Raw genomic sequence first — 26,171 nt, 5'->3', positions numbered from 1 at the left:
TCCAGGCTCCGAGCATTCGGTCAATGCCGCGCGTCGATGGCATCCGCAGAATGCTCGCCACTACAACAAGGAGAAAGGTCCGATGAAACGCACCCTGACCGTGATCGCCGTGGCGGTAGCCGCCGCGGCCGCCGGCGCCGCCTGGTATCTCCATGCCAAGCAGCCGGTGCGCAGCGGCTCGCTGGCCCTGGCCCACCTGCAGGCGCCGGTCGACGTGCGCTACGACGAGCGCGGCGTGCCGCACCTGTACGCGCAGAACCAGACCGACCTCTACCGCGCCCTCGGCTACGTGCACGCCCAGGACCGCCTGTTCCAGATGGAAATGCTGCGGCGCCTGTCGCGCGGCGAACTGGCCGAGGTACTCGGCCCCAGGCTGGTGGACACCGACCGGCTGTTCCGCACCTTGCGCATCCGCGACCACGCCGCCGCGTACAGCGCGCGCCAGGACAAGCAGTCGCAGCCGTGGAAGGTGCTGGAGGCCTACCTCGACGGGGTCAACCAGTTCCAGGAAAACAACCCCGCTCCGCTCGAATTCGACCTGCTGGGCATACCCAGGCGTCCCTTCACCCCCGAGGACACCCTGAGCATCGCCGGCTACATGGCCTACAGCTTCGCCGCCGCGTTCCGCACCGAGCCGGCGCTGACCTATGTGCGCGACGAACTGGGCGGTGACTACCTGCGCATCTTCGACCTCGACTGGCATCCGCAGGGCGTGCTGACGCCCTCCAGCGCACTGGGCGCCGGCGACTGGCAGGACCTCGGCGCCCTCGCCCGTCTCAGCCAGCAGGCCCTGGAGGACGCCGGCCTGCCGCAGTTCGAAGGCAGCAACGCCTGGGTCGTCGCCGGCAGCCGCAGCGCCAGCGGCAAGCCGTTGCTGGCCGGCGACCCGCACATCCGCTTCGCCGCGCCAGCGGTGTGGTACGAGGCCCAGCTGAGCGCGCCCGGCTTCGAGCTCTACGGCCATCACCAGGCGCTCAACCCCTTCGCCTCGCTGGGCCACAACCGCGCGTTCGGCTGGAGCCTGACCATGTTCCAGAACGACGACCTCGACCTGATCGCCGAGAAGGTCAACCCGGACAACCCCAACCAGGTCTGGTACCAGGGCAAGTGGGTCGACCTGCAGAGCGAGGAGCAGGAAATCGCGGTCAAGGGCGCCGCGCCGGTGAAGCTCACCCTGCGCCGCTCGCCCCACGGTCCGATCGTCAACGACGCGCTCGGCGCCAGCTCCGGCAAGACCCCGATCGCCATGTGGTGGGCCTTCCTCGAGAGCGAGAACCCGGTGCTCGACGCCTTCTACGAGCTGAACCGCGCCGACACCCTGGCCAAGGCCCGCGCGGCGGCCTCGAAGATCCATTCGCCGGGGCTCAACCTGGTCTGGGCCAACGCCGCCGGCGACATCGGCTGGTGGGCCTCGGCGGCACTGCCGAAGCGGCCGGAGGGAGTGAATCCGAGTTTCATCCTCGATGGCAGCCAGGGCGAGGCGGACAAATCCGGCTTCTATCCCTTCGCCGACAATCCACAGGAAGAAAACCCGGCGCGCGGCTACATCGTCTCCGCCAACTTCCAGCCGGTGCCGGCCAACGGCCGGCCGATCCCCGGCTACTACAACCTGGCCGACCGCGGCCAGTGGCTGGATGCGCAACTGGCCGATCGCAGCGTGAAGTGGAACCTGGACAACAGCCGCGCGTTGCAGCTCGGCAACCGCACCGGCTACGCGCCGCGCCTGCTCGCACCGTTGCTGCCGGTGCTGCGCGAGGCGGTCGACGACGCCGAAGGCAAGCGTCTGGTCGAGCAACTGGCGGCCTGGAAGGGCGACTACCCGGTCGACTCGACCGCCGCCACGCTGTTCAACCAGTTGCTGTTCCAGATCGCCGAGGGCGCCTTGCACGACGAATTGGGCGATGCCTTCTTCGACAACCTGATCGCCACCCGCGCCATCGACAGCGCGCTGCCACGACTGGCCGCCGACGCCGACTCCCCCTGGTGGGACGACCGCCGCACAGAGCGCCGGGAAAGCCGCGCGGATATCGTCAAGGCCGCCTGGGCCGCCTCCCTCGCGCACCTGCGCGGCACCCTCGGCAACGACCCGTCCGGCTGGCTGTGGGGCAAGGCGCACACCCTGACCCACGAGCACGCGCTGGGCCAGCAGCCGCTGCTCAGGCGCCTCCTCAACGTCGGCCCGTTCGCCGCCCCCGGCACCCACGAAGTGCCGAACAACCTGTCGGCGAAGATCGGTCCGGCCCCCTGGCCGGTCACCTACGGCCCCTCGACCCGGCGCCTGATGGACTTCGCCGACCCGGCCCACAGCCTCGGCATCAACCCGGTCGGGCAGAGCGGCGTGCCCTTCGATGGCCACTACGACGACCAGGCCGAAGCCTACATCGAGGGCCACTACCTGCCGCAGCACTATGAGGAAAACGAGGTGAAGGCGAACAGCAAGGGCGTGCTGGTGCTGGAGCCGAAGCGCTGAGCCGGCCGGCGTGGAGTAGGGCGAGTAACCGCATGGTGGTTGTCCGCCGGATACAACGGGGTATCGGCGGATAACGCCTCGGGCGTTATTCGCCCTACGGAGCGTAGCCAGGCATTTCCCGCCACCGACGCCACAATGAAAAAGGCCACCCGAAGGTGGCCTTTTCTTTTCCGGCGGCAGGCTCAGGCCGGGGTCGGCGAGCCTTTCTGCCAGTCGCTGGCGGTCTCTTCCATCGCCTGCTGGATCGCCCGGCGACGCCGCTCCTCGGCCTGGCGGGTGAAGTACCAGGCAAGGAAGGTGAACAACGAGACGCTCAGCAGGATCAGGCTGGCCACCGCGTTGATCTCCGGCTTCACGCCCAGGCGCACGGCGGAGAAGACTTCCATCGGCAGGGTGGTCGAGCCGGGGCCGGAGACGAAGCTGGCCAGCACCAGGTCGTCCAGCGACAGGGCGAAGGACATCATGCCGCCGGCCGCCAGCGAGGGCGCGATCATCGGGATGGTGATCAGCAGGAACACCTTCCACGGCTTGGCGCCCAGGTCCATCGCCGCCTCCTCGATCGACAGGTCGAGTTCACGCAGGCGCGCCGACACCACCACCGCCACGTAGGACGAGCAGAAGCTGGTGTGGGCGATCCAGATGGTGACGATACCCCGCTCCTGCGGCCAGCCAATCAGTTGCGCCATGGCCACGAACAGCAGCAGCAACGACAGGCCGGTGATCACTTCCGGCATCACCAGCGGTGCGGTGACCATGCCACCGAACAGCGTGCGGCCGCGGAAGCGCGGGATGCGGGTGAGGACGAAGGCCGCCAGGGTCCCGAGGATCACCGAGGAGAACGCCGTGTAGAAGGCGATCTCCAGGGAGCGGCCGACCGAACTGACCAGCTGGGTGTTGTCCAGCAGACCGACGTACCACTTCACCGACCAGCCGCCCCACACCGTCACCAGCTTGGAGGCGTTGAACGAGTAGATCACCAGGATCAGCATCGGCAGGTAGATGAAGAGCAGGCCGACGATCAGCATGACGTTGGAGAAATTCCAGCGCTTCATACCTTGCCCTCCAGTTCTTTAGCCACGCTTCTGGATGGAGAGCCTGTTGAACGGGATACGGAGCGGGATACGCTGTACTGGCTCATACCTTGCCCTCCAGTTCTTTAGCCATGCTTCTGGATGGAGAGCCTGTTGAACAGGATGAAGAGCAGAATACGTGGTGCTGGCTCATACCTTGCCCTCCAGTTCTTTAGCCTGGTTCTTGTTGAACAGGATGATCGGGATGATCAGGATCGCCAGCATCACCACCGCCAGGGCGGACGCTACCGGCCAGTCGCGGTTGTTGAAGAACTCCTGCCAGAGCACCTTGCCGATCATCAGGGTCTCGGGGCCGCCGAGCAGTTCCGGGATGACGAACTCGCCCACCGCGGGGATGAACACCAGCATGCAGCCGGCGATGATGCCGTTCTTCGACAGCGGCACGGTGATCTTCCAGAAGCTGGTGAAGTTGCGCGCGCCCAGGTCGGATGCGGCTTCCAGCAGGCTCGGGTCGTGCTTCACCAGGTTGGCGTAGAGCGGCAGGATCATGAACGGCAGATAGGAATAGACGATGCCGATGTACACCGCGACGTTGGTGTTGAGGATGGTCAGCGGCTCGCTGATGATCCCCAGCCCCATCAGCACGCTGTTGAGCAGGCCGTTGTTGGAAAGGATGCCCATCCAGGCATAGACCCGGATCAGGATCGCCGTCCAGGTCGGCATCATGATCAACAGCAGCAGGACCGTCTGCGTCGACTGGCTGGAGCGGGCGATGGCGTAGGCCATCGGGTAGCCCACCAGCAGGCAGATCAGGGTGCTGATGAAGGCCATCTTCAGCGAGCCGAGGTAGGCGTCGATGTAGAGCGGGTCGTCGGTCAGCATCAGGTAGTTGCCGAGGTTCAGCAGCACCTGCAGCTGCTGGTCGGCGTAGGCGAAGATCTCGGTGTAGGGCGGGATGGCCACGTCCGCTTCCGCCAGGCTGATCTTCAGCACGATGGCGAAGGGCAGCAGGAAGAACAGGAAGAGCCACAGGAACGGCACCCCGATGACCGCATGCCGCCCACCGGGCATGCGCTTTTTCAGGCTGTTGGCGAATTTCATGACTGCAGTACCACGCCGCTGTCGTCGTACCAGCTGATGTACACCGACTGGTCCCAGGTCGGCCGTGCGACGTGGCGCTCGGCGTTGGCCATGAAGGCCTGGACGATCATCCCCGAAGCCAGCTTGATGTAGTACACCGAGTGGCCGCCGAGGTAGGCGATGTCATAGACGGTGCCCTGCGCCCAGTTGTGCCCGGGGTGTTCCAGGTTGTCCGGCTTCTGCGCGCTGATCATCACTTTCTCCGGCCGCAGCGCGTAGGTGATGCGCTTGTCCTCGGCGCGGGTGCTGATGCCGTGGCCGATGTAGATCGGGTTCTCCAGTTGCGGGCAGGCGATCACCGCATGGTCCTGCACGTCCTCCACCAGCACGCCGTCGAACAGGTTGACGTTGCCGATGAACTCGCAGACCAGGCGGCTCGCCGGGGTTTCGTAGATGTCCATCGGGCTGCCGATCTGCTCGATGCAGCCCAGGTGCATGATGGCGATGCGCTGGGCCATGGTCATGGCCTCTTCCTGGTCGTGGGTCACCATCACGCAGGTCACGCCGACGCGCTCGATGATCTCCACCAGTTCCAGTTGCATCTGCGAGCGCAGCTTCTTGTCCAGCGCGCCCATCGGCTCGTCGAGCAGCAGCAGCTTCGGCCGCTTGGCCAGCGAGCGCGCCAGGGCCACCCGCTGGCGCTGGCCGCCGGAGAGCTGGTGCGGCTTGCGCTTGGCGTACTGGGTCATGTGCACCAGCTTGAGCATCTCCGCCACGCGCTCGTCGATCTCGGCCTTCGGCAGGCCGTCCTGCTTGAGGCCGAAGGCGATGTTCTGCGCCACGCTCATGTGCGGGAACAGCGCATAGGACTGGAACATCATGTTGATCGGCCGCTCGTAGGGCGGCAGGTCGGTGATGTCCTGGCCATCGAGGAAGATCCGCCCCTCGGTGGGTCGCTCGAAGCCGGCGAGCATGCGCAACAGGGTGGATTTACCCGAGCCGGAGCCGCCGAGCAGGGCGAAGATCTCGCCCTTGTTGATGGTCAGGGACACGGTGTCCACCGCCAGCGTCTCGTCGAACTGCTTGGTTACCCGGTCGATCTTTACCAGCACCTCTTTCGGCTGCTGGCTGCCCTCTAGGGCTTTCTTGTAGGCACCGGAGGCTATCGCCATTACCACAACTCCCAAGTCGTTGATGCCCGGTTCACGCTACCGGGCGGAATTTGAACTTATTTGCCGGTCTTGATCCGGGTCCAGGTGCGGGTCTGCAGGCGCAGCACCTTGGCCGGCAGCACAGCGGAAACGTAGGCCTTGTCGAGCACGGCCTGCGGCGGATACACCTCCTCGTTGTCGCTGACGCTCTTGTCCATCAGCGGGCGAGCCCCCGGTACCGCGTTGGCGTAGCCGACGTAGTCGCTGACCTTGGCGATCACTTCCGGACGCAGCAGGTAGTCGATGAACGCATAGGCGTTGTCGGCGGCCTTGGCGTCGGCGGGAATCGCCATCAGGTCGAACCACAGGTTGGCGCCTTCCTTGGGAATCACGTACTGGATGTCGATGCCCTTGCCGGCCTCCTCGGCGCGGGCGGCCGCCTGGAAGACGTCCCCGGAATAGCCGAAGGCGACGCAGATGTTGCCGTTGGCCAGGTCGGAAATGTACTTGGAGGAGTGGAAGTAGCTGACGTAGGGACGCACCTTCGTCAGTACCTCCTCGGCCTTCTTGTACTCCTTCGGGTCGTGCGTGTTGGGATCCAGCCCCAGGTAGTTGAGGGCGGCGGGCAGCATCTCGTCGCCGCTGTCCATGAAGGCCACGCCGCACTTGGCGAGCTTCTTCATGTTCTCCGGCTCGAAGAGGATCGCCCAGGAGTCGATCGGCTGGTCGCCGAGCACTTCCTTGACCTTGGCCACGTTGTAGCCGATGCCGTTGGTGCCCCACAGGTAGGGCACCGCGTACTGGTTGCCCGGATCGCTGACTTCCAGCTGCTTGAGCAGCGCCGGGTCGAGGTTCTTCCAGTTCGGCAGCTTGCTCTTGTCCAGCTTCTGGAAGGCGCCGGCCTGGATCTGCTTGCCGAGGAAGTTGTTCGATGGCACCACGATGTCGTAGCCGGAATGCCCGGATACCAGCTTGCCCTCCAGGGTCTCGTTGGAGTCGAAGACGTCGTAGCTGACGTCGATCCCGCTCTCCTTGGTGAAGTCCTTGAGGGTGGTCGGAGCGATGTAATCGGTCCAGTTGTAGATGTGCAGGCTCTTCTTCTCCGCCTGTACGGGGCCCGCGATCGCCGCGGCCAGCGTGGCCACCAGCAGTGTCTTTCCAATGGAATGTTGCATGTCCGACTCCTGTTCCGGGCCTTTTCACGGCAGCACCCTGCCTGTTCGACCCGTGTTCTTCAAGTGCCGATGTAAGCCCAGATCACTCGGGTTTCATGACAACCCGGCGATTGCGCCGGGAAACATGAGTGAGCTGGGTTCCCCACCGACGTGTTGGTTTCAGGTTTTCCGGGCCCCGGGGCCCCGTGCGAACGGCGTGAACGGCCCCGGCGCGGCAGATTGGCGCAGCGCCCATGGCAGCGTCTTCGTCGTCGATACTGCGTCCGGTCGTCGGGCCCCCAGGAGGAAGCGTCTGGACGAACGGGCAAAAGAGTCGAACCTCTTCGCAGGGGGAGCGCAACCGGAGGAAACCCGGCCGCGTTCCGGTTCACTCGTGGCGGAGCGCCGGCGGGCTCAGGCGCCGCCGGCGTCCACGCGGATCACTTGCCGGACTTGATCTTGGTCCAGCTGCGGGTCATCGCCCGCTGGGTCTTGGCCGGCAGGTCGGGGAAGGTGTACAGCTTCTTCATGACCTCTTCGCTCGGGTAGATGCCCGGGTCGTTACGGATCGCCTCGGACACCAGCGGGGTGGCCGCCGCGTTGCCGTTGGGGAACTGCACCACGTCGGTGATCTCGGCCATGATTTCCGGCTTCATCAGGAAGTTGACGAACGCCAGGGCGCCTTCGGTGTTCTCGGCGTCCTTGGGGATGGCGACCATGTCGAAGAAGCTGCCGGCGCCTTCCTTGGGAATGTTGTACTTGACGGTGACCTTGTTCTTCGCCTCTTCGGCGCGCGACTTGGCCTGGTAGATATCACCGGAGTAGCCGATGGCGACGCAGATGTTGCCGTTGGCCAGGTCGGAAATGTACTTCGACGAGTGGAAGTAGGTGACGTAGGGACGGATCTTCAGGAACAGCTCCTCGGCCGCCTTGAGTTCCTTGGGATTGTCGGTGTCCGGCTTGTAGCCGAGATAGTGCAGGGCCGCCGGAAGGATCTCGGTCGGCGAGTCGAGGAAGCTCACGCCGCACTGCTTCAGCTTCTGGATGTTCTCCGGCTTGAACACCAGGTCCCAGGAATCCACCGGCGCGTTGTCGCCGAAAGCCGCCTTGACCTTGTCCGGGTTGTAGCCGATGCCGATGGTGCCCCACATGTAGGGAATCGCGTGCTCGTTGCCCGGGTCGCTGACTTCCAGGGTGTGCATCAGGTCCTTGTTCAGGTTCTTCCAGTTCGGCAGCTTGGACTTGTCGAGCTTCTGGTAGACCCCGGCCTTGATCTGCTTGGCGAGGAAGGAGTTGGAAGGCACCACCACGTCGTACCCGGACTTGCCCGCCAGCAACTTGGCTTCCAGCACCTCGTTGCTGTCGTAGACGTCGTAGACGACCTTGATCCCGGTTTCCTTGGTGAACTTCTCCAGGGTGTCCGGCGCGATGTAGTCGGACCAGTTGTAGACGTGCAGCACCTTGTTGTCCGCAGCCTGCGCCATACCGGCCACAGTGCCCGCCAAGGTCAGGGCGAGCAGGGTCTTACCGAAACGTTTCATCATGCGGGGTAGCTCCATTTTTGTTGAAGTATCCGGGCGGTGGCGCAACCGATCGCGTCACCACCCGGTGAGCCTGGCCAACGCACTGGCGCAGTCTGGCAAAAGTCCGCTCAGGGACTCAAGCCAGGACGGCGGCGGCGGTCTGATCGAGGCACTTGCGCGCCAGGGTGATCAACTCATCGATCTGCGACGGATCGATCACCAGCGGCGGCGAGATAATCATAGTGTCGCCCACCGCGCGCATGATCAAACCGTTGCGGAAACAATGCTCCCGGCACAGCATCCCGACACCCTTGTCGGTGAAACGCTCGCGGGTCTTCTTGTTCTTGACCAGTTCCAGGGCGGCGACCATGCCGACCCCACGCGCTTCGCCCACCAACGGGTGGTCGGCCAGCTCCTGCCAGCGTTTCTGCAAATACGGTGCCGTTTCCGCCTTCACCTTCTCGATGATTTTCTCCTCGCGTAGGATGCGGATGTTCTCCAGGGCCACGGCGGCCGCCACCGGGTGACCGGAATAGGTGAAGCCGTGGTAGAACTCGCCGCCCTGGTTGAGCACTTCGACGATCTCGTCGCGCACCACCACGCCGCCCATGGGGATGTAGCCGGAGGTGAGGCCCTTGGCGATCGGCATCAGGTCCGGGGCGTTGCCGTAGTACTGGCTGCCGAACCATTCGCCGGTACGGCCGAAGCCGCAGATCACTTCGTCGGCGATGAACAGGATGTCGTACTTGGCGAGGATCTCGCGGATCTTCGGCCAGTAGGTGTCCGGCGGGACGATCACGCCGCCGGCGCCCTGGATCGGCTCGGCGATGAAGGCGGCGACGTTTTCCTCGCCCACTTCGAGAATCTTCTTCTCCAGCTGCTCGGCGGCCCAGACGCCGAACTCGTCCGGCGACATATCGCCGCCCTCGCCGTACCAGTAGGGCTGGGCGATGTGGACGATGCCCGGGATGGGGAAATCGCCCTGTTCATGCAGCGCCTTCATGCCGCCCAGGCTGACGCCGGCGACGGTGGAGCCGTGGTAGCCGTTCCAGCGGCCGATCACCACTTTCTTCTGCGGCTGGCCCTTGGTCGCCCAATAGTGGCGGACCATGCGCAGCACGGTGTCGTTGGCCTCGGAGCCGGAGCCGGTGAAGAACACATGGTTCATGCCTTCCGGGGCGACGTCGGCGATCGCCTTGGCCAGCTCGACCACCGGCGGGTGGGCGGTCTGGAAGAACAGGTTGTAGAACGGCAGCTCGCGCATCTGCCGGGTAGCGGCCTGGACCAGCTCCTCGCGGCCGTAGCCGACGTTGACGCACCAGAGGCCGGCCATCGCATCGAGGATCTTGTTGCCCTCGCTGTCCCAGATGTAGACGCCTTCGGCCTTGGTGATGATCCGCGCGCCCTTCTCGTTCAACTGCTTGTAGTCGGTGAACGGCGGCAGATGGTGGTCGCGGCTCAACGCCTGCCACTCACGGGTCTTGGCGTTGGTGATTTGGCTGTTCATGTCACACCTCTTCTATTCAAGACTGTCCGGGAGCGGCGGTCCACGCCGGCCGCCCCCGGCCAGGATCAAACGGAAAGCAGGAGGAATTCCCGCTCCCAGGAGCTGATTACCCGCTTGAAATTCTCGTGCTCCGCACGTTTCACCGCGACGTAGCCGCTGATGAACTTGCTGCCGAGATACTGCTCGAGGGGCTTGCAGTTCTCCATGCGCTCCAGCGCCGCTTCGATCGTCAGCGGCAGGCGCAGGTTGCGGCGCTCATAGCCGCGACCTTTGACCTGGGCGCTCGGCTTGATGCCTTCGACCATGCCGATGTAGCCGCACAGCAGGCTGGCAGCCAGCGCCAGGTAAGGGTTGGCGTCGGCGCCGGCGAGGCGGTTCTCGACCCGGCGGTTCTCCGGGCTGGAATCCGGCACGCGCAGGCCGACGGTACGGTTCTCTTCGCCCCACTCGACGTTCACCGGCGCCGAGGTATCGGGCAGGAAGCGGCGGAACGAGTTCACGTTGGGCGCGAACAGCGGCAGCACTTCCGGGATGAACTTCTGCAGGCCGCCGATATGGTGCAGGAACAGGTCGCTCATGGTGCCGTCGGCATTGGAGAAGATGTTCCTGCCGGTCTTCACGTCGACGATGCTCTGGTGCAGGTGCATCGCGCTGCCCGGCTCGCCGGTCATCGGCTTGGCCATGAAGGTGGCGGCGACGTTGTGCTTGAGCGCGGCCTCGCGCATGGTGCGCTTGAACACCAGGATCTGGTCGGCCAGGTCGAGGGCGTCGCCGTGACGGAAGTTGATCTCCATCTGCGCGGTGCCCTCCTCGTGGATCAGCGTATCCAGGTCAAGGCCCTGGGCCTCGCACCAGTCGTACATGTCCTCGAACAGCGGGTCGAACTCGTTGGCGGCGTCGATGGAGAACGACTGGCGCCCGGTTTCCTGGCGGCCGGAGCGACCCACCGGGGCCTGCAACGGGTAGTCGGGGTCATCGCTGCGCTTGGTCAGGTAGAACTCCATCTCCGGCGCCACGATCGGCCGCCAGCCCTTGTCGGCGTACATCTTCAGCACGCGCTTGAGGATGTTGCGCGGCGACAGTTCGATGGGGTTGCCGAGCTTGTCGAAGGTATCGTGGATCACCATCGCGGTGGGCTCGATGGCCCAGGGGACGAGGAACACGGCATTCTCGTCCGGGCGGCAGACCATATCGATGTCGGCCGGGTCGAGCAGGTCGTAGTAAATGTCGTCTTCCACGTAGTCGCCGGTGACGGTCTGCAGCAGAACGCTCTCCGGCAGGCGCATGCCCTTTTCCGCGATGAACTTGTTGGTCGGCGAGATCTTGCCGCGGGCGATGCCTGTCAGGTCGGAAATCAGGCATTCCACTTCGGTGATCTTGCGTTCCTTCAGCCAGCTGGTCAGCTGGTCTAACTTGGTAGTCATAAAGACCTCAGGGTTGAGAGTCCGGCCCCAACAGCCGGACTCAACGTTGCCCCGCCCTCTTGCCGCAGGCCTTACCGAAAGCCTGGAAGATAGCGAGATAGTTGGGGTTCGTCAGAACCTGCCACTCCGGGTGCCATTGCACACCAAGAGCGAAGGCTTTTGCACCTTCTACGGAGATGGCTTCGACCAACCCGTCAGGCGCCAGTGCTTCTACTCGAAGGCCCGGCGCCAGACGATCAACGCCCTGGCCATGGATGGAATTGACCTGGAACTCGCTCGGCAAGCCGATGCCGGCGAGCACTCCGCCCGACTGCACATGCATGGCATGGCGCGGCGCGTACTGAACCTCGAGCGGCTGGTCGGCCGGCTCGCGGTGGTCCATGAAGGTTCCGACCTCGTGCACCTTCTGGTGCAGGCTGCCGCCGAAAGCCACGTTCATTTCCTGGAAACCACGGCAGATGCCGAGGACCGGAATGCCGGCGTCGATGGCGGCGCGGACCAGCGGCAGCGTGGTGGCGTCGCGGTCGGGATCGTGAAGAGTGCCAGGCTCGCTCGCCGCCCCACTATAATGACGGGGCTCGACGTTCGACGGCGAGCCGGTGAAGAGCAAGCCGTCGATGCTGTCCAGCAGGGTTGCCTGGTCGAGCAGTTCGCCCAGCGCAGGAATGATCAGCGGGAGGCCGCCAGCGCCGTTGACCACGGCACGCAGGTATTTGTCGCCGGCAATGTGGTAGGGATGAAGACCGATCTGCTTGGTGCAGGCGGTGACGCCGATTAACGGCAGGCGAGACATGAGACACCCGTTGTTTGTAGATGTTATGGGGTTTGGCCGAGCTTAGCGTTGTTCATTTTTTTACACAATAGGCCTGTAAAAAATTGAACACGCGTTCCTGAACACCCTTCGACGCGAGGTTTTTTTTTGGCTTTTCGCCTGGCGAAAATGCCCTGAAAACGGCCTCAACGCCCCACAAGAGGGCGTTTTTGGCGGCTATTGACATCCCACAGGCTTTCGGATTGACTCATAGCCTACCCCCCGCATGATTGAAATTTTTAACAAAAAAGGTGTTGCATCATGTCGGTACCCCAGCGTGCCGTTCAGCTCACTGAACCGAGCGAGTTCCTCAAGGAACATCCCGAGGTCCAGTTCGTCGACCTTCTTATTGCAGACATGAATGGCGTGGTTCGCGGCAAGCGGATCGAACGCAACAGTCTGAACAAAGTCTTCGAGAAAGGTATCAATCTCCCCGCTTCCCTGTTCGCCCTCGACATCACCGGCTCCACCGTGGAGAGCACCGGCCTGGGTCTCGACATCGGCGACGCCGACCGGATCTGCTATCCGATCCCCGGCACCCTCTCCATGGAGCCCTGGCAGAAGCGCCCCACCGCGCAACTGCTGATGACCATGCATGAGCTGGAAGGCGAGCCCTTCTTCGCCGACCCCCGCGAAGTCCTGCGCCAGGTGGTGGAGAAATTCACCGAGATGGAACTGACCATCGTCGCCGCCTTCGAACTGGAGTTCTACCTGATCGACCAGGAGAACGTGAACGGCCGGCCGCAGCCGCCGCGCTCGCCGATCTCCGGCAAGCGCCCGCAGTCGGTTCAGGTGTATTCCATCGATGACCTCGACGAATACGTCGAGTGCCTCCAGGACATCATCGACGGCGCCCGCGCCCAGGGCATCCCGGCCGACGCCATCGTCGCCGAATCCGCTCCGGCGCAGTTCGAGGTCAACCTCAACCACGTCAACGATGCCCTCAAGGCCTGCGACCACGCGGTGCTGCTCAAGCGCCTGGTCAAGAACATCGCCTACGACCACGAGATGGACACCACCTTCATGGCCAAGCCCTATCCGGGCCAGGCCGGGAACGGACTGCACGTGCACATCTCGCTGCTCGACAAGCACGGCAACAACATCTTCACCAGCGAGGATCCCGAGCAGAACGCCGCATTGCGCCATGCGATCGGCGGTGTGCTCGAGACCCTGCCGGCCTCCATGGCCTTCCTCTGCCCCAACGTCAACTCCTACCGCCGCTTCGGTTCGCAGTTCTACGTGCCGAACGCGCCGAGCTGGGGCCTGGACAACCGCACCGTGGCCCTGCGCGTGCCCACCGGCAGCCCGGATGCGGTGCGCCTGGAGCACCGCGTGGCCGGCGCCGACGCCAACCCCTACCTGCTACTGGCAGCGGTGCTGGCCGGGGTCCACCACGGGCTGAGCAACAAGGTCGAGCCGGGCGCGCCGATCGAAGGCAACTCCTACGAGCAGATGGAGCCGAGCCTGCCGAACAACCTGCGCGACGCCCTGCGCGAGCTGGACGAAAGCGAGATCATGGCGAAGTACATCGACCCGAAGTACATCGACATCTTCGTCGCCTGCAAGGAAAGCGAGCTGGAGGAGTTCGAGCACTCGATCTCCGACCTCGAGTACAACTGGTACCTGCATACCGTCTGAGGTAGCGGTATCGGCGCGCCGGCCCCCGGGCCGGCGCCGTACGCAGCGAAATCCGGGGCGGTTTCGCAGACACTCAACGCGGGGGCGTCTGTGTCTGGGAAACCGCCCCGGTCCTTTTCTCGCAACCGGGAAATGTGCGCCACGGCACAGCCTGCCGCCACGCCTCCCGCCAGACTCGAGGCTGGCCTGCATCAATGCCGCGACCTTCCGGCTGCGGCACCATCGTCCGCTCCGTTCCGTCCAGCGAGAAGACCCCATGCCCCGCCTTTCCGTCCTGCTGTTCCTCGCTTTCGCGCCCTGGCTGGCCCAGGCCGAGGAAACCCTGCGCGTCTACAACTGGAACGACTACATCGACCCGCAGGTGCTCGAGGCCTTCCAGAAGGACACCGGCATCCGCGTCGAGTACCACACCTTCGCCACCGCCGAGGAACTGGACAGGGCGTTGCGCAGCGGCGAGCCGATCGACGTCGCCGTGCCCTCCCACGACACCCTGCCGGCCCTGCTGAAGGACAACCTGCTGCGACCGCTGGACTTCGCCCGGCTGCCCAACCGCAGCCACCTCGACCGCCAGTTGCTGAGCAAGCTGGCCGCGGTCGACCCCGACAACCGCCACGCCATCCCCTATCTATGGGGTGCCGTCGGCCTGGCGATCAATACCCCGCAGGCCGAAGCCGCCTATGGCGGGCCGCTGCCCGACAGCTGGAGCCTGCTGTTCGACGCCAGCCAGAGCCAGCGCCTGAAGAGCTGCGGCATCAGCCTGCTGGACGCCCCGGACGAAACCCTGGCGATCCTCCTCAACTACCAGGGGCGCAACCTCGGTCGCACCGCGCCGAGCCAGGTACGCCGCGCCGCCGATGCGCTGCACGGGCTGCGGCCGAACCTGCGCTACGTCGACAGCGAACGCTACATCGCCGATCTCGAGGGCGGCAGGCTCTGCGTGGCGATGGCCTGGGTCGGCGATGCCCTGCGCGCGGCCAAGGCCGGTCAGCCGGTGAGCTTCACGGTGCCGCAGGAGGGCTCGGTGCTGTTCATCGACAACCTGGTGATCCCCGCCAGCGCCCAGCATCCGCAGCAGGCGCTGCGCTTCATCGACTACCTGATGCAGCCGCAGGTCGCCGCGCAGATCACCGCCGCCACCCTCTATCCCAGCGGCAACGCCGACGCCGCCGGCTTCCTCGATCCCGCCCTGCGCCAGCAACCGGGCCTGTACCCGGACCGCGACACCAGCCGCCGCCTGTTCGCCCTGGAAACGCCGCCGGAGAAGCTCCAGCCGGTGCTCGGAGAAATCTGGCAGGCATTCCGCGACGCCGCCCACTGAGCGGCTTGCCCCGGCCGCGTGAGCTGGCGTCCAATAGCCGCTCACGCCCGGAGACCCGCCATGCAGCCCACCTCGCCCACCCGCAAGCCCCGCGCCAGCAGCCAGGCCCGGATCGCCGCGATCCTCGACGCCGCCCGCGGCCTGCTCGCCGACGAAGGCATCGGCGGCCTGTCCATCTACAGCGTGGCCGAACGCGCGGAAATGCCACCATCGTCGGTCTACCACTTCTTCCCCAGCGTGCCGGCCCTGCTCCAGGGGCTGACCGGCGAGGTCCACGCCGCCTTCCGCGCCTGCCTCGAACGGCCGGTGGATCACGCCGGCCTGCGCTGCTGGCGCGACCTGTCGCGGATCGTCGAGGAGCGCATGCTGGCGGTCTATGCCCACGACGCGGCGGCCCGCCAGCTGATTCTCGCCAGCCACGGCCTGGCCGAAGTCACCCAGGCCGATCGCCAGCACGACGTGCAACTCGGCCAGGCCATGCGCGCCCTGTTCGAACGGCATTTCCTGCTGCCACCGCTGCCGACCGATATCGAGATCTTCAGCCTGGCCATGGAACTCGGCGATCGCGTCTATGCGTTGTCGGTACAGCGTCACGGGACCATCGACGCGCGCCTGGCGGAAGAAGGCATGCGGGTTTTCGACGCCTACCTGGGCCTGTACCTGCCGCCTTTCCTGGAAAAACGCAGTGAACCTTAAACAGATTTTTATCCGATTAAAATCGATATATAACCTTATTTATTTGAAAAAACCGCTTCACTAGCCGATTTTTATCGGATATAAATCCGCCCGTTCCTCGAACGGGCGCGACACCTCGTTGCCGCCCGCCCGACCCGCAACCGGCCGCCACCAAGCCCGGCAGCCAACCGAGCCAGCACACGAGGTGTTCCATGTCCCGCAACGTCACCGTCGCCGCCACCCAGATGGCCTGCTCCTGGGATCGCCCGGCGAACATCGCCCGCGCCGAGAAACTGGTGCGCCAGGCCGCCGCCAGGGGTGCGCAGATCATCCTGATCCAGGAACTGTTCGAAACCCCGTACTTCTGCCAGAAGCCGAACCCGGACTACCTGCAGTTGGCCACCACCGTCGAGGAGAATGCCGCCATCGCCCACTTCCAGGCCCTCGCCCGGGAATTGCAGGTAGTGCTGCCGATCAGCTTCTTCGAACGCGCCGGGCGCGCCCGCTTCAACAGCATCGCGATCATCGACGCCGATGGCAGCAACCTGGGAATCTACCGCAAGAGCCACATCCCGGACGGCCCGGGCTACCACGAGAAGTACTACTTCAATCCGGGCGACACCGGCTTCAAGGTCTGGCAGACCCGCTACGCCCGGATCGGCGTCGGTATCTGCTGGGACCAGTGGTTCCCCGAATCGGCGCGCAGCATGGCGCTGCTCGGCGCGGAACTCCTGTTCTACCCGACCGCCATCGGTAGCGAGCCGCACGACGCCAGCATCAGCTCGCGCGATCACTGGCAGCGCGTGCAGCAGGGCCATGCCGGGGCCAACCTGATGCCGCTGGTGGCTTCCAACCGCATCGGCCGCGAGGAGCAGGACGGCTACGACATCACCTTCTATGGTTCTTCGTTCATCGCCGACCCGTTCGGCGAGAAAGTCGAGGAGCTGAACCGCACCGAGGAAGGTATCCTTGTCCATACCTTCGACCTCGATGCGCTGGAGCGCACCCGCAGTGCCTGGGGCGTGTTCCGCGACCGCCGGCCGAACCTCTACGGTCCGTTGAAGACCCTGGACGGTTCGCTGGAGTCCTGAGGACTCGGAAAACGATCCGCGCCGGCGTCCGCCGCGCATAGCAACGATTTCAGGAGCAGCGATGAGCAATCCGACCAGCACCCCACGCGCCGACGGCTTCCGCATGCCCGCCGAATGGGAACCCCACGAGCAGACCTGGATGGTCTGGCCGGAGCGCCCGGACAACTGGCGCAACGGCGGCAAGCCGGCGCAGGCGGCCTTCACCGCGGTGGCCAAGGCCATCGCCCGCTTCGAACCGGTCACCGTCTGCGCCAGCGCCGCGCAATACGAGAATGCCCGCGCGCGCCTCGACGACGCCAACATCCGCGTGGTGGAGATCAGCACCGACGACGCCTGGGTCCGCGATACCGGACCGACCTTCGTCATCGACGACCAGGGCGATGTACGCGGCGTCGACTGGGGCTTCAACGCCTGGGGCGGCTTCGAAGGCGGCCTGTATTTCCCCTGGCAGCGCGACGACCAGGTGGCGCGCAAGATTCTCGAGATCGAGCGGCGGGCCCGCTACCGCACCGACGACTTCGTCCTCGAGGGCGGCTCGATCCATGTCGACGGCGAAGGCACCCTGATCACCACCGAGGAATGCCTGCTCAACCACAACCGCAACCCGCACCTGAGCCAGGCGGAGATCGAAGGGATCCTTCGCGACCACCTCGCGGTGGACAGCATCATCTGGCTGCCCAACGGTCTGTACAACGACGAGACCGACGGCCACGTCGACAATTTCTGCTGCTACGTGCGCCCCGGCGAGGTACTGCTGGCCTGGACCGACGACCAGGACGACCCGAACTACCTGCGCTGCCAGGCCGCACTCCGTATCCTGGAGGAAAGCCGCGACGCCAAGGGCCGCAAGCTGGTGGTGCACAAGATGCCGATTCCCGGCCCGCTGTACGCGACCCAGGAAGAGTGCGACGGGGTGGACATCGTCGAGGGCAGCCAGCCGCGCGATCCGTCGATCCGCCTGGCCGGTTCCTACGTGAACTTCCTCATCGTCAACGGCGGCATCGTCGCGCCGAGCTTCGACGATCCGAAGGACGCCGAGGCCAGGGCAATCCTCCAGCGCGTGTTCCCCGAGCACGAGGTGGTGATGGTGCCGGGCCGCGAGATTCTCCTCGGCGGCGGCAACATCCATTGCATCACCCAGCAGCAGCCGGCGCCACGCAAGGCCTGACGGGCCGGCCCGCAACGCCGGGTGGTGTCCCGAATGAAAAAAGCCCGCGTCCTCCCGGGAGGACGCGGGCTTTTTCGTGCCCGGCCGGCGCTTACAGCAGCGGCAGGGTGTAGCTGACGATCAGGCGGTTCTCGTCCTGGTCGCGCTGGTTGTTGCTCGAACCGGCGGCCGGCAGGCCGCTGCGGAACGAAGCGTTCTTCCAGGTGAAGCCCAGGCCCTTGAAGGTACCGTCCGGGATCACGTAGGCCAGCGAGATGTCGCGTTCCCACTCGCTCTGGTCGCCGCGCGCGGTCTTGATCTTGTCACCGCTCAGGTAAATGGTGTTGAAGGTCAGGCCCGGCACGCCGACGGTGGCGAAGTCGTAGCCGTAGCGGACCTGCCAGGTGCGCTCGCCGGCGCGCTGGAACTTGCCGATCTGCACGTCGGTGATCAGGTATGCGGTGGCACCTTCGCCATCGCCACGGTTGAGGAACGGAAAGTCGCTGTCGCCGTTGAGCACCTGGTAGCCGGCGCCGATGCTGTGGCCGCTGACGGTGTAGGTGAAGAGGCCGCTGAAGGCGCGGTTGTCGACTTCGCCCTTGGTCACGCCGCTACCGTAGTAACCGCTGCTGACGTAGCCGTCGGCACGGCCGGAGCGGCTGCCGTTCTTGCCGTCGGAGCTGCTGTCGAAGGCGCGCAGGTCGGTCTTCAGGACGCCCGGGCCGATCTGCCAGTTGTGGATCAGGCCGAGGAAGTGCTGCTTGTAGAAGTCGTCCAGGTTGCCGTAGTAGTACTGCAGGGTCAGGTCCTTGTTGACCTTGTAGTCGCCACCGGCATAGTAGAACTTGTTGCTGTCGCGCGAGCTGGCGCTGCTGCCGTTGGCGCCGGCGATGCTCAGGCTGCGATTGTCGGTGGAGTTGCGGCCCTTGGAATGCTCCAGCTGGCCGGCGACCAGGGTGAAGTCCTTGAGGTCGGTCGAGGTGACCTGGCCGCCCTCGAAGGTGACCGGCAGCATGCGGCCATCGTTGTAGGTCACCACCGGCAGCTTCGGCTGCAGGGTGCCATAGCGGAACTCGGTGTTGGAGACCTTGGCCTTGGCGGTCAGGCCCAGGCTGGCGAAGTCGTGTACCGGCTCGCCGTCGCTTTCCAGCGGGAACACGGTACCCGGCTGGCGATCGAGGTCGCTCTTGCCGGCACGGCCACCGCCGTCCAGGCGCACGCCGAGCATACCCAGCGCATCGACGCCGAAGCCCACGGTGCCCTGGGTGAAGCCCGACTGGTAATTCAGGATGAAGCCCTGGCCCCATTCTTCCTGCTTGTTCGGCGAGGCGCTGCCATTGCGGTTGTCGGTATTGATGTAGAAGTTGCGCAGGGTCAGCGATGCCTTGCTGTCCTCGATGAAGCCGGCGGCGACGGCCTGCTGCGCCAGGGCGCCGAGGGTGCCTGCGGTGATGGCCAGGGCCAGTCGTGATTTATTGATCTTGCGACTCTTCATTGGTCTTTTCCCCATTGGTATTGCTAATTGTCTTCCGGTCGGGGGATGCCTCGCGTGGGCCCGACCGGTCTTGAAAACACCGAGCGCCGGACCGCTTCAGGAAGCGGCGCGGATGGAACTCGGCATTCGATGGATCAGAACGCAGCGCAGCCCGCGACGTAGCGACGGCGGGACAGGCAAGCAGGCAGGAAGGCAGCGGAAGGAAGCGTGTGCATGGGCGTACTCGTGTCTTGTTATTGTGCGGCGGGTGGCTAGCCCCGCCGCCAGTGAAGGCAATTTGTAAGCCAATCTTTCCAGCCGGCTTCGGCTGCGCGTTCGCTACGGCTTCCCGGCCTTTCCGCGGTTGGCGGCCCTTGATCGGTTCGGCAGAAAACCGCCGATTTCCTGTTCATTTCCGGCGAATTACCGCCACGTTACCAATCAAGCGTTATCACCCTGAATTTATAACGTTTATGTAATAAACAGTAAAACACCCGCATAATCCTAAAAAGAATTAATTTTTTATATTTAATATCTTTAAGGAATATATTCTACCGCAGCGCCGACCTCCCGGTCGCCTCCCCAAAGAGGTATTCCGTGGTCCTGTCGACAAAAAGGAAACGTTTGCCCGCTGCTCAGCCCACCACGATGCAGTCCTTGCCCTGGCGCTTGGCCGAGTACATCGCGGCGTCGGCCCGACTGTAGAGGGCGCCGAGCCCCTCGTCATCGGCCTGGAGGACCGTCAGGCCCTGGCTGACGGTGATCCCGAAGCTTTGCTCGCCTTCCTGGAAGCGCAGGCGTTGCACCTCGCGCTGCAGGCGTTCGCCGATCTGTCGCGCGGTCTGCTCGTCGCAGCCGGGCAGCAGCACGGCGAACTCCTCGCCGCCGATCCGCCCGAACAGGTCGCCACGGCGCAGCGCGGCGCTGCCGCTCTGGGCGATACGCTGGAGGACCTGGTCGCCGACCTGGTGGCCGAAGCGGTCGTTGATCTTCTTGAAGTCATCGACGTCCAGCAGCAGGAACGCCAACGGTATCCCCTCCCGCCGGCACTCCTTGAAGGCCGCCTCGGCACTGTCGAAGAAGTAGCGACGGTTGCTGCTCTGGGTCAGCACGTCGGTGGTGGCCAGCCGTTGCAGCTCGCTCTCCATGCGCTTCTTGTCGGTGATGTCCTCGGCGATGCCGACCACCATAAGCGGCAGTCCCGCCTCGCCCTGGCGGCTGACGAAGCACTTGTCGTTGAGCCAGCGGACCTCGCCGTCGCCGCGCACGATGCGGTATTCGCGCTGCTCCACGGCGCCGCGCTCGAGCACCTGGCGCAGGCTGCTGTCGGCATAGTCGAGGTCGTCCGGGTAGATGCTGTTGCGCCATTCCTCGTAGTCCGCCAGCAGCAGCGCCGCGGAACGGCCAAAGATTTTCTCGTAGGCGGGGCTGACGTAGACCATCCGCCGGTTCTGCCAGTCGTAGGCCCAGAGTACCGAATTGACGCTGGCCAGCAGCGCGCTGAAGAGTTGCTCGCGCTCCTTCAGTCGGGCCACTTCGGCGCGGCTGTGCAACAGGGCCAGCGCGGCCTCCTGGGGGTCTTCGGGAATGCTGGGTAGATCGTCCATGGATCGTCGCTCTGCTTGCGGAACCGCTTCGACCGCCAACTTAGCGCAGGGGTCGCGGCAATACGGAAATGCCCGCCGAACGGCAGGAAAAGCCCTCAGCAAGTGCGCCCGGTCACAGTTGTCGAGCGATGCCGCTCATATTCGCCGGTGCCTGCGCGCCCAACTGTTCCTGCGCCTCGAACAGCGAGCTCAGGAACAGGCTCAGGGTCGGCCGTTCGTCGTGGCCCTGGCGGGTGACGCAGTGGAACTCCGAATCGTAGGCCAGCTGGCTGGGACGGATCGCCCGCATGCGGCCCTCGGCGACCCAGTTGGCGGCGTAGTGGGTCGGCAGGTAGCCGATGTAGGTGCCGCTGAAGACCAGGGTGGCGATGGCCTCCATGGTGTAGGCGTTGATTCCGTGGCGAAAACGCAGGTCGTGCGGACGCTGGTTCTCCGCCATGTAGCCGCGCCCGACGTAGTCGGCGGCACAGATCTCGTCGAGCGTCGGCTCGTCGTCCGCGCGGGCGAAGAAGGGATGCGCGCGGCCGCAATAGAGGTTCTGCTCCTCGCGGAACAGCGGCTGGTAGCAGAGCCCGGACAGCCGATGATGGAAGGCTCCCACCGCCAGTTGCAGGCGTTCCTCCAGCACCGCGTGCTCGAGCTCGTCGGGACGCCGCGTGTGCAGGTTGAGCAGGACCTCCGGAGCGCGCTGGCGGAACAACCGGATGGCCAGCGGCAGGGGCAGGCAGTGCTGGCCGATGACCCCGTCGACGCAGCCCAGGTGCAGCGCCTCGCGGTCGCGCCCGCCGAGGCCGCGAACCTGTTCGCGGAAACGGGCGATATCGCTGAACAGGCCGAGCGCGGCGTCGTACAGCTCCTGGCCTTCCTCGGTCAGCTGGAACCCGCCGTTGCCGCGCCGGCACAGGGAATAGCCCAGGCGCACCTCCAGGTCGCGGACCAGCACGCTAAGGCGCGACAGGCTGGTGTTCAGGCGCGCCTGGGCGGCAGTGAAACCGCCGGCCTCGACGATGGCGCAGAAGGTGCGCAGCAGGCGCAGGTCGATGTCGTTGAGATTGCCCAGCATTCCCCGCTCCCGTGGCGTCCAGGACCCTCTCCGTTATAGCGCCAAAGCCGACCCCGCGGAACGCCGTCAGGCGCTTCGCGCGGCCGACTCGGCGAGCAGGCAGAGCAGCTCGAACATCATGGTCGCGCCGACCAGCGCGGTGGCGCCGCCGACATCGAACGGCGGCGAGACCTCGACCACGTCGGCGCCGACCAGGTCCAGCCCACGCAGGCCTCGGACCAGTTGCTGGGCCTGGAGGCTGGTCATGCCGCCGATCTCCGGGGTGCCGGTGCCAGGGGCGAAGGCCGGGTCGAGCACGTCGACGTCGAAACTCACGTAGGTCGGCCCGTCGCCCACTACCCGTCGCGCTTCGGCCAGGGTCGCCTCGACGCCCAGCTCGACGAACTCCTCCATGTGGATCACCCGGATCCCGCATTCGCGGGCGAAAGCGTCGTCGTCCGGCGAATACACCGAGCCGCGGATGCCGATCTGCACCGTGCGCCGCGGATCGAGCAGGCCTTCCTCGATGGCCCGGCGGAACGGCGTGCCGTGGGTATAGGGGTTGTCGCCGAAGTAGCGGTCGTTGGTATCGGAATGCGCATCGAAATGCACCATGCCCAGCGGCCGCTCGCGACCCAGGGCGCGAAAGATCGGCAGGGTCACCAGATGGTCGCCGCCGATCGACAGCGGCAGGGTGCCGGCGGCATGTACCTGGCGATAGAAACCTTCGATACGGCGCAGCGAATCGAGCAGGTCGATGGGATTCACCGGCGCGTCGCCGAGGTCGCCGACCCGCACCAGGTCGTAGGGCGCGATGCGGCTGACGTGATGCACCTTGCGCATCAGGCTGGACAGGTTACGCACCTCGCGCGGGCCATGGCGGGCTCCGGCGCGGTTGGTGGTGCCGCCGTCCCAGGGCACGCCGATCAGGCCGACCCGCACCGCGGTCGGGTCGGTGAAGGCCGGCAGGCGCATGAAGGTCGGGATACCGGCGAAGCGGGGAATCTCGGCGGCGTCGAGGGGCTGCGGATTGTCGTTGGACATGAAGGAATCTCCGTGTGGCGGGAAGAAGGCGCCGGACGCCCGGCGCCGCATGGATCATTCCGGCTGGGCGCGCAGGCCGGCGGCGGGGCGCGTGGCCAGGCTGACCACGACGAAGGTCGCCAGGCTGGCCAGCAGGCCGTAGACGATCGGCGAGTTGGCGAGCAGGCCGTCGCGAGCCATGCAGGCGACCACCGTCAGGCAGCCGACGACGATGCTGGCGATCGCCCCCTGCGGGCTGGCGCGGCGCCACAGCAACGCGCCGACGATGGGTACCAGCAGGCCGCCGACCAGCAGGTTGTAGGCGATGCTCAGGGCGGCTATGACATCGTTGACCAGGCACGCCAGGGCCAGCATCGCCACGCCCATCAGCAGGGTGATGCAACGGCTCAGGCGGATGTCGCTGGTAGTTCCGGGGCGCAGGAAACGCGCGTAGATGTCTTCCTGCAGCACGGTGGCCGCCGCCAGCAGGCAGCCGCTGGCGGTGGACATGATCGCCGACAGCGCGGCCGCCACCACCAGGCCGCGCAGGCCCGGTGCGAGCACCTCGCGGGTGATCTCGGCGTAGGCGTTCTCCGGCACCGCCAGGTCCGGCAGGAGGACCCGCGCCGCCGCGCCGATCAACGCGCAGGCGGCGCCGTAGAGCATGCAGTAGACACCGGCGCCAAGCCCGGCGTAGCGCACCACCGTCTCGCTGCGCGCGGTGAATACCCGCTGCCAGATGTCCTGGCCGATCAGCGCGCCGAAGAAATACAGCAGGAAGTAGGTGAGGATCGTGTCCAGGCCGATCTGGCCGAGGTCGAAGAAGCCCGCCGGCAGCATCTCCTGCATGCGCGCCAGGCCGCCGGCACCGTCGATCGACAGTGGCAGCAGGGCGAGGAAGATACCGATGGTCTTGATCACGAACTGGATGATGTCGGTGAGGGTCAGCGACCACATGCCGCCGATCACCGAATAGACGATGACGATCCCGCCTCCGCAGAGGATCGCCGGGATCCGCGGGATACCGAAGACCACCTCGGTGACCGAGCCGATGGCGATGGTCGCGGTGACCGCCACCATCAGGTCGTAGGCGACCATCACCACCCCGCCGATCAGCCGCGAGGAGGCCTGGTAGCGCTGTTCCAGCACCTGGGTCACGGTGAATACCCGCAGGCGCGCGATCTGCCGCGAGAACACCAGGCTGAGGACGATGATCCCAAGGCCGAGCATGAACACCAGCCACAAGCCGGACAGGCCGAACTGGTAGCCGAGCTTGACCGTGCCGATGGTCGAGGCGCCGCCGAGCACCACCGCCGCCATGGTGCCCAGGTAGAGACCGGGGCCGAGACGGCGTCCGGCGACGAGGAAGTCGCTCTGGCTCCTCGCCTTGCGCATTCCGTACCAGCCCAGGCCCAGCATGGCCAGGGCGTAGACCAGCATGATCAGATAATCCAGCAACATCGCCCGCGCTCCTCTTCTTGTTGTTCTGCGTGAGGCCCGGCGCAACGCCGGGGCACGCCGAAGATAGGCCGGGCGCCGCCCGGGCTGAATCCCGGATCAGGCAAGCCGACTTGCGGAGGAAGAGAAGTAACGGCGGGGCGTCGCCCTGGCGACGCCGAAACGCAACGCGCCGGCAGGAGCCGGCGCGTTGCAGAGGCGGCTGACGCACCCGCGAGGGTGCGCCAGGCGTCAGGCGGGACGCAGCGAGTAGGTCTTCAGTTGCGCGGCGAACTCCTTCAGCGACTGGATGCCACTGGCTTCCGCCTCGTGCACCCAGTCCTTCATCGCAGCCAGCATGTCGTGGCCGTTGGCGCTGGTCTTGGCCCAGATCTGCTGCAACGCCAGGCGCTTCTCGTAGATCACCTTCAGCGCCTGGCTGTGGGCCAGCATCGAGTCGATGCGCACGTGGTGGCGGTCCTGCAGCAGGCTGGTCTCGCGCGACAGCAGGCGCTTGGCGCGGCGGAACAGATGGCGCACCGACTCGTCGGCCTTGGCCACTTCCTGCTTGACCAGCGGCGCGATCACCAGCTTGCGGTACTGCGCCATGATCTGGAAGCGGTTGTTGAGGATCGCCATGGCGGTGTCCATGTCCAGGCTGTGCTTGCCTTCGACCCGGTGGGCGATCGGCGCGACCCGGGCGACCCTGGCCAGGCGCAGGAAGCTGAACAGCTTGATCCAGGCCCAGCCCAGGTCGAACTCCCACTTCTTCACCGACAGCTTGGCCGAGTTCGGATAGGTGTGGTGGTTGTTGTGCAGCTCTTCGCCGCCGATGAGGATGCCCCAGGGCACCAGGTTGGTGGCGGCGTCGCGGCATTCGAAGTTGCGGTAGCCGACCGCGTGGCCGAGGCCGTTGACCACGCCGGCGGCCCAGAATGGAATCCATGCCATCTGCACCGCCCAGACGGTCAGGCCGAGGGCACCGAACAGGGCCAGGTCGATGAGCGCCATCAGCACCACGCCGCCGATCGGGAAGCGCGAGTAGAGGTTGCGTTCGATCCAGTCGTCCGGGCAGTTCTTGCCGTAGATGCGCAGGGTGTCCTGGTTCTTCGCCTCGGCCTTGTACAGTTCCGCGCCGGCGCGCAGGACGGTGAACAGGCCCTTGTGCACCGGGCTGTGCGGATCCTCGACGGTCTCGCACTTGGCATGGTGCTTACGGTGGATCGCGGTCCATTCGCGAGTGTTCATCCCTGTGGTCAACCACAACCAGAAACGGAAGAAGTGCTGCAGCGCGGGGTGCAGGTCGAGTGCACGGTGAGCGGAATAGCGATGCAGGTAGACGGTCACGCTGACGATGGTGATATGCGTCAGCACCAGGGTAACTGCCACCAGTTGCCACGGCGACAGGTCGAGAAAACCGTTGAACCACATAGGCGGTACTGAACCTCGGGGTATGGGAGTGATGAGGGGCCTTGTCTGACAAAACCTGGGGGCATTATCACCAAGCGGCGGGGGATTACCATCCGTTCTTTTAGATATGAACAGGCCCGGATGGCCATCATTTATAC

Annotated in this window: 20 protein-coding genes; 6 read left to right on the top strand and 14 right to left on the bottom strand. The window is 65.3% G+C overall.

The window, feature by feature from the left end; genetic code table 11:
• Window positions 1-82: 82 nt before the first annotated feature.
• A complete protein-coding gene (gene hacB / locus B7D75_RS01495) occupies window positions 83-2,470 on the top strand; it encodes an N-acylhomoserine lactone acylase HacB (protein WP_107113670.1) in 2,388 nt (795 codons plus the stop codon).
• Between the two features lie 182 nt (window positions 2,471-2,652).
• On the opposite strand, the gene B7D75_RS01490 is transcribed toward hacB, so the two are convergent.
• From B7D75_RS01490 to B7D75_RS01455, 8 genes are all read right to left on the bottom strand, one after another.
• A complete protein-coding gene (locus B7D75_RS01490; RefSeq protein WP_003153279.1) occupies window positions 2,653-3,522 on the bottom strand; it encodes an ABC transporter permease subunit in 870 nt (289 codons plus the stop codon).
• 168 nt (window positions 3,523-3,690) lie between these two features.
• Complete coding sequence (locus B7D75_RS01485) at window positions 3,691-4,572, bottom strand: ABC transporter permease subunit (protein WP_079383449.1); 882 nt, start codon at window positions 4,570-4,572, stop codon at window positions 3,691-3,693.
• 26 nt (window positions 4,573-4,598) lie between these two features.
• On the bottom strand, window positions 4,599-5,753 hold the full coding sequence (gene potA / locus B7D75_RS01480; RefSeq protein ID WP_012073925.1) for a polyamine ABC transporter ATP-binding protein: 1,155 nt from the start codon (window positions 5,751-5,753) through the stop codon (window positions 4,599-4,601).
• A gap of 56 nt (window positions 5,754-5,809) precedes the next feature.
• Window positions 5,810-6,907, bottom strand: a complete 1,098-nt coding sequence (gene spuE / locus B7D75_RS01475) for a spermidine-binding protein SpuE (protein WP_052151043.1) — start codon at window positions 6,905-6,907, stop codon at window positions 5,810-5,812.
• Between the two features lie 419 nt (window positions 6,908-7,326).
• On the bottom strand, window positions 7,327-8,430 hold the full coding sequence (gene spuD / locus B7D75_RS01470) for a putrescine-binding protein SpuD (protein ID WP_012073924.1): 1,104 nt from the start codon (window positions 8,428-8,430) through the stop codon (window positions 7,327-7,329).
• Window positions 8,431-8,545: 115 nt separating this feature from the next.
• Window positions 8,546-9,916 carry a putrescine--pyruvate aminotransferase gene (gene spuC / locus B7D75_RS01465; RefSeq protein WP_003084297.1) on the bottom strand — a complete coding sequence of 457 codons (1,371 nt, stop codon included), beginning with the start codon at window positions 9,914-9,916 and terminating at the stop codon, window positions 8,546-8,548.
• 65 nt (window positions 9,917-9,981) lie between these two features.
• Entirely contained in the window at window positions 9,982-11,340 is a 1,359-nt protein-coding gene (locus B7D75_RS01460) for a glutamine synthetase family protein (RefSeq protein WP_107113669.1), read from the bottom strand.
• Window positions 11,341-11,380: 40 nt separating this feature from the next.
• Window positions 11,381-12,133 carry a gamma-glutamyl-gamma-aminobutyrate hydrolase family protein gene (locus tag B7D75_RS01455; RefSeq protein WP_034079289.1) on the bottom strand — a complete coding sequence of 251 codons (753 nt, stop codon included), beginning with the start codon at window positions 12,131-12,133 and terminating at the stop codon, window positions 11,381-11,383.
• A 279-nt stretch (window positions 12,134-12,412) separates the two neighbouring features.
• Between B7D75_RS01455 and B7D75_RS01450 the strand changes: the two genes are divergently transcribed.
• From B7D75_RS01450 to aguA, 5 genes are all read left to right on the top strand, one after another.
• Window positions 12,413-13,789 (top strand): glutamine synthetase family protein, encoded by a 1,377-nt coding sequence (locus tag B7D75_RS01450; protein WP_012073921.1) that lies wholly within the window; start codon window positions 12,413-12,415, stop codon window positions 13,787-13,789.
• 256 nt (window positions 13,790-14,045) lie between these two features.
• Window positions 14,046-15,107 (top strand): polyamine ABC transporter substrate-binding protein, encoded by a 1,062-nt coding sequence (locus B7D75_RS01445; RefSeq protein WP_003154592.1) that lies wholly within the window; start codon window positions 14,046-14,048, stop codon window positions 15,105-15,107.
• A 60-nt stretch (window positions 15,108-15,167) separates the two neighbouring features.
• Window positions 15,168-15,803: a TetR/AcrR family transcriptional regulator gene (locus B7D75_RS01440; RefSeq protein ID WP_043102615.1), complete on the top strand. Its 636-nt coding sequence runs from the start codon at window positions 15,168-15,170 to the stop codon at window positions 15,801-15,803.
• Between the two features lie 191 nt (window positions 15,804-15,994).
• Window positions 15,995-16,873 (top strand): N-carbamoylputrescine amidase, encoded by an 879-nt coding sequence (gene aguB / locus B7D75_RS01435; RefSeq protein WP_003154588.1) that lies wholly within the window; start codon window positions 15,995-15,997, stop codon window positions 16,871-16,873.
• Between the two features lie 61 nt (window positions 16,874-16,934).
• Window positions 16,935-18,041 carry an agmatine deiminase gene (gene aguA, locus B7D75_RS01430; protein ID WP_034079296.1) on the top strand — a complete coding sequence of 369 codons (1,107 nt, stop codon included), beginning with the start codon at window positions 16,935-16,937 and terminating at the stop codon, window positions 18,039-18,041.
• 91 nt (window positions 18,042-18,132) lie between these two features.
• On the opposite strand, the gene B7D75_RS01425 is transcribed toward aguA, so the two are convergent.
• From B7D75_RS01425 to desA, 6 genes are all read right to left on the bottom strand, one after another.
• On the bottom strand, window positions 18,133-19,515 hold the full coding sequence (locus tag B7D75_RS01425) for an OprD family porin (protein WP_043102612.1): 1,383 nt from the start codon (window positions 19,513-19,515) through the stop codon (window positions 18,133-18,135).
• Between the two features lie 614 nt (window positions 19,516-20,129).
• Window positions 20,130-21,101, bottom strand: coding sequence for a GGDEF domain-containing protein (locus tag B7D75_RS01420; protein WP_034079301.1), 972 nt, complete (start codon window positions 21,099-21,101; stop codon window positions 20,130-20,132).
• 112 nt (window positions 21,102-21,213) lie between these two features.
• Window positions 21,214-22,164: a LysR family transcriptional regulator gene (locus tag B7D75_RS01415; protein WP_034079305.1), complete on the bottom strand. Its 951-nt coding sequence runs from the start codon at window positions 22,162-22,164 to the stop codon at window positions 21,214-21,216.
• A gap of 66 nt (window positions 22,165-22,230) precedes the next feature.
• Window positions 22,231-23,187, bottom strand: coding sequence for an agmatinase (gene speB / locus B7D75_RS01410; RefSeq protein ID WP_043102610.1), 957 nt, complete (start codon window positions 23,185-23,187; stop codon window positions 22,231-22,233).
• A 54-nt stretch (window positions 23,188-23,241) separates the two neighbouring features.
• The gene (locus B7D75_RS01405; protein WP_107113668.1) at window positions 23,242-24,627 is read right to left on the bottom strand and encodes a sodium:solute symporter; all 1,386 of its coding nucleotides are present in this window, start codon (window positions 24,625-24,627) and stop codon (window positions 23,242-23,244) included.
• Window positions 24,628-24,855: 228 nt separating this feature from the next.
• A complete protein-coding gene (gene desA, locus B7D75_RS01400; protein WP_003151768.1) occupies window positions 24,856-26,034 on the bottom strand; it encodes a delta-9 fatty acid desaturase DesA in 1,179 nt (392 codons plus the stop codon).
• Between the last annotated feature and the right edge of the window lie 137 nt (window positions 26,035-26,171).

Source organism: Pseudomonas paraeruginosa, from assembly GCF_003025345.2.
GTDB classification, from domain to species: Bacteria; Pseudomonadota; Gammaproteobacteria; order Pseudomonadales; family Pseudomonadaceae; genus Pseudomonas; species Pseudomonas paraeruginosa.
Note: the sequence above shows the minus strand (reverse complement) of the source record. Positions and strands in the feature narration are given on the sequence as shown.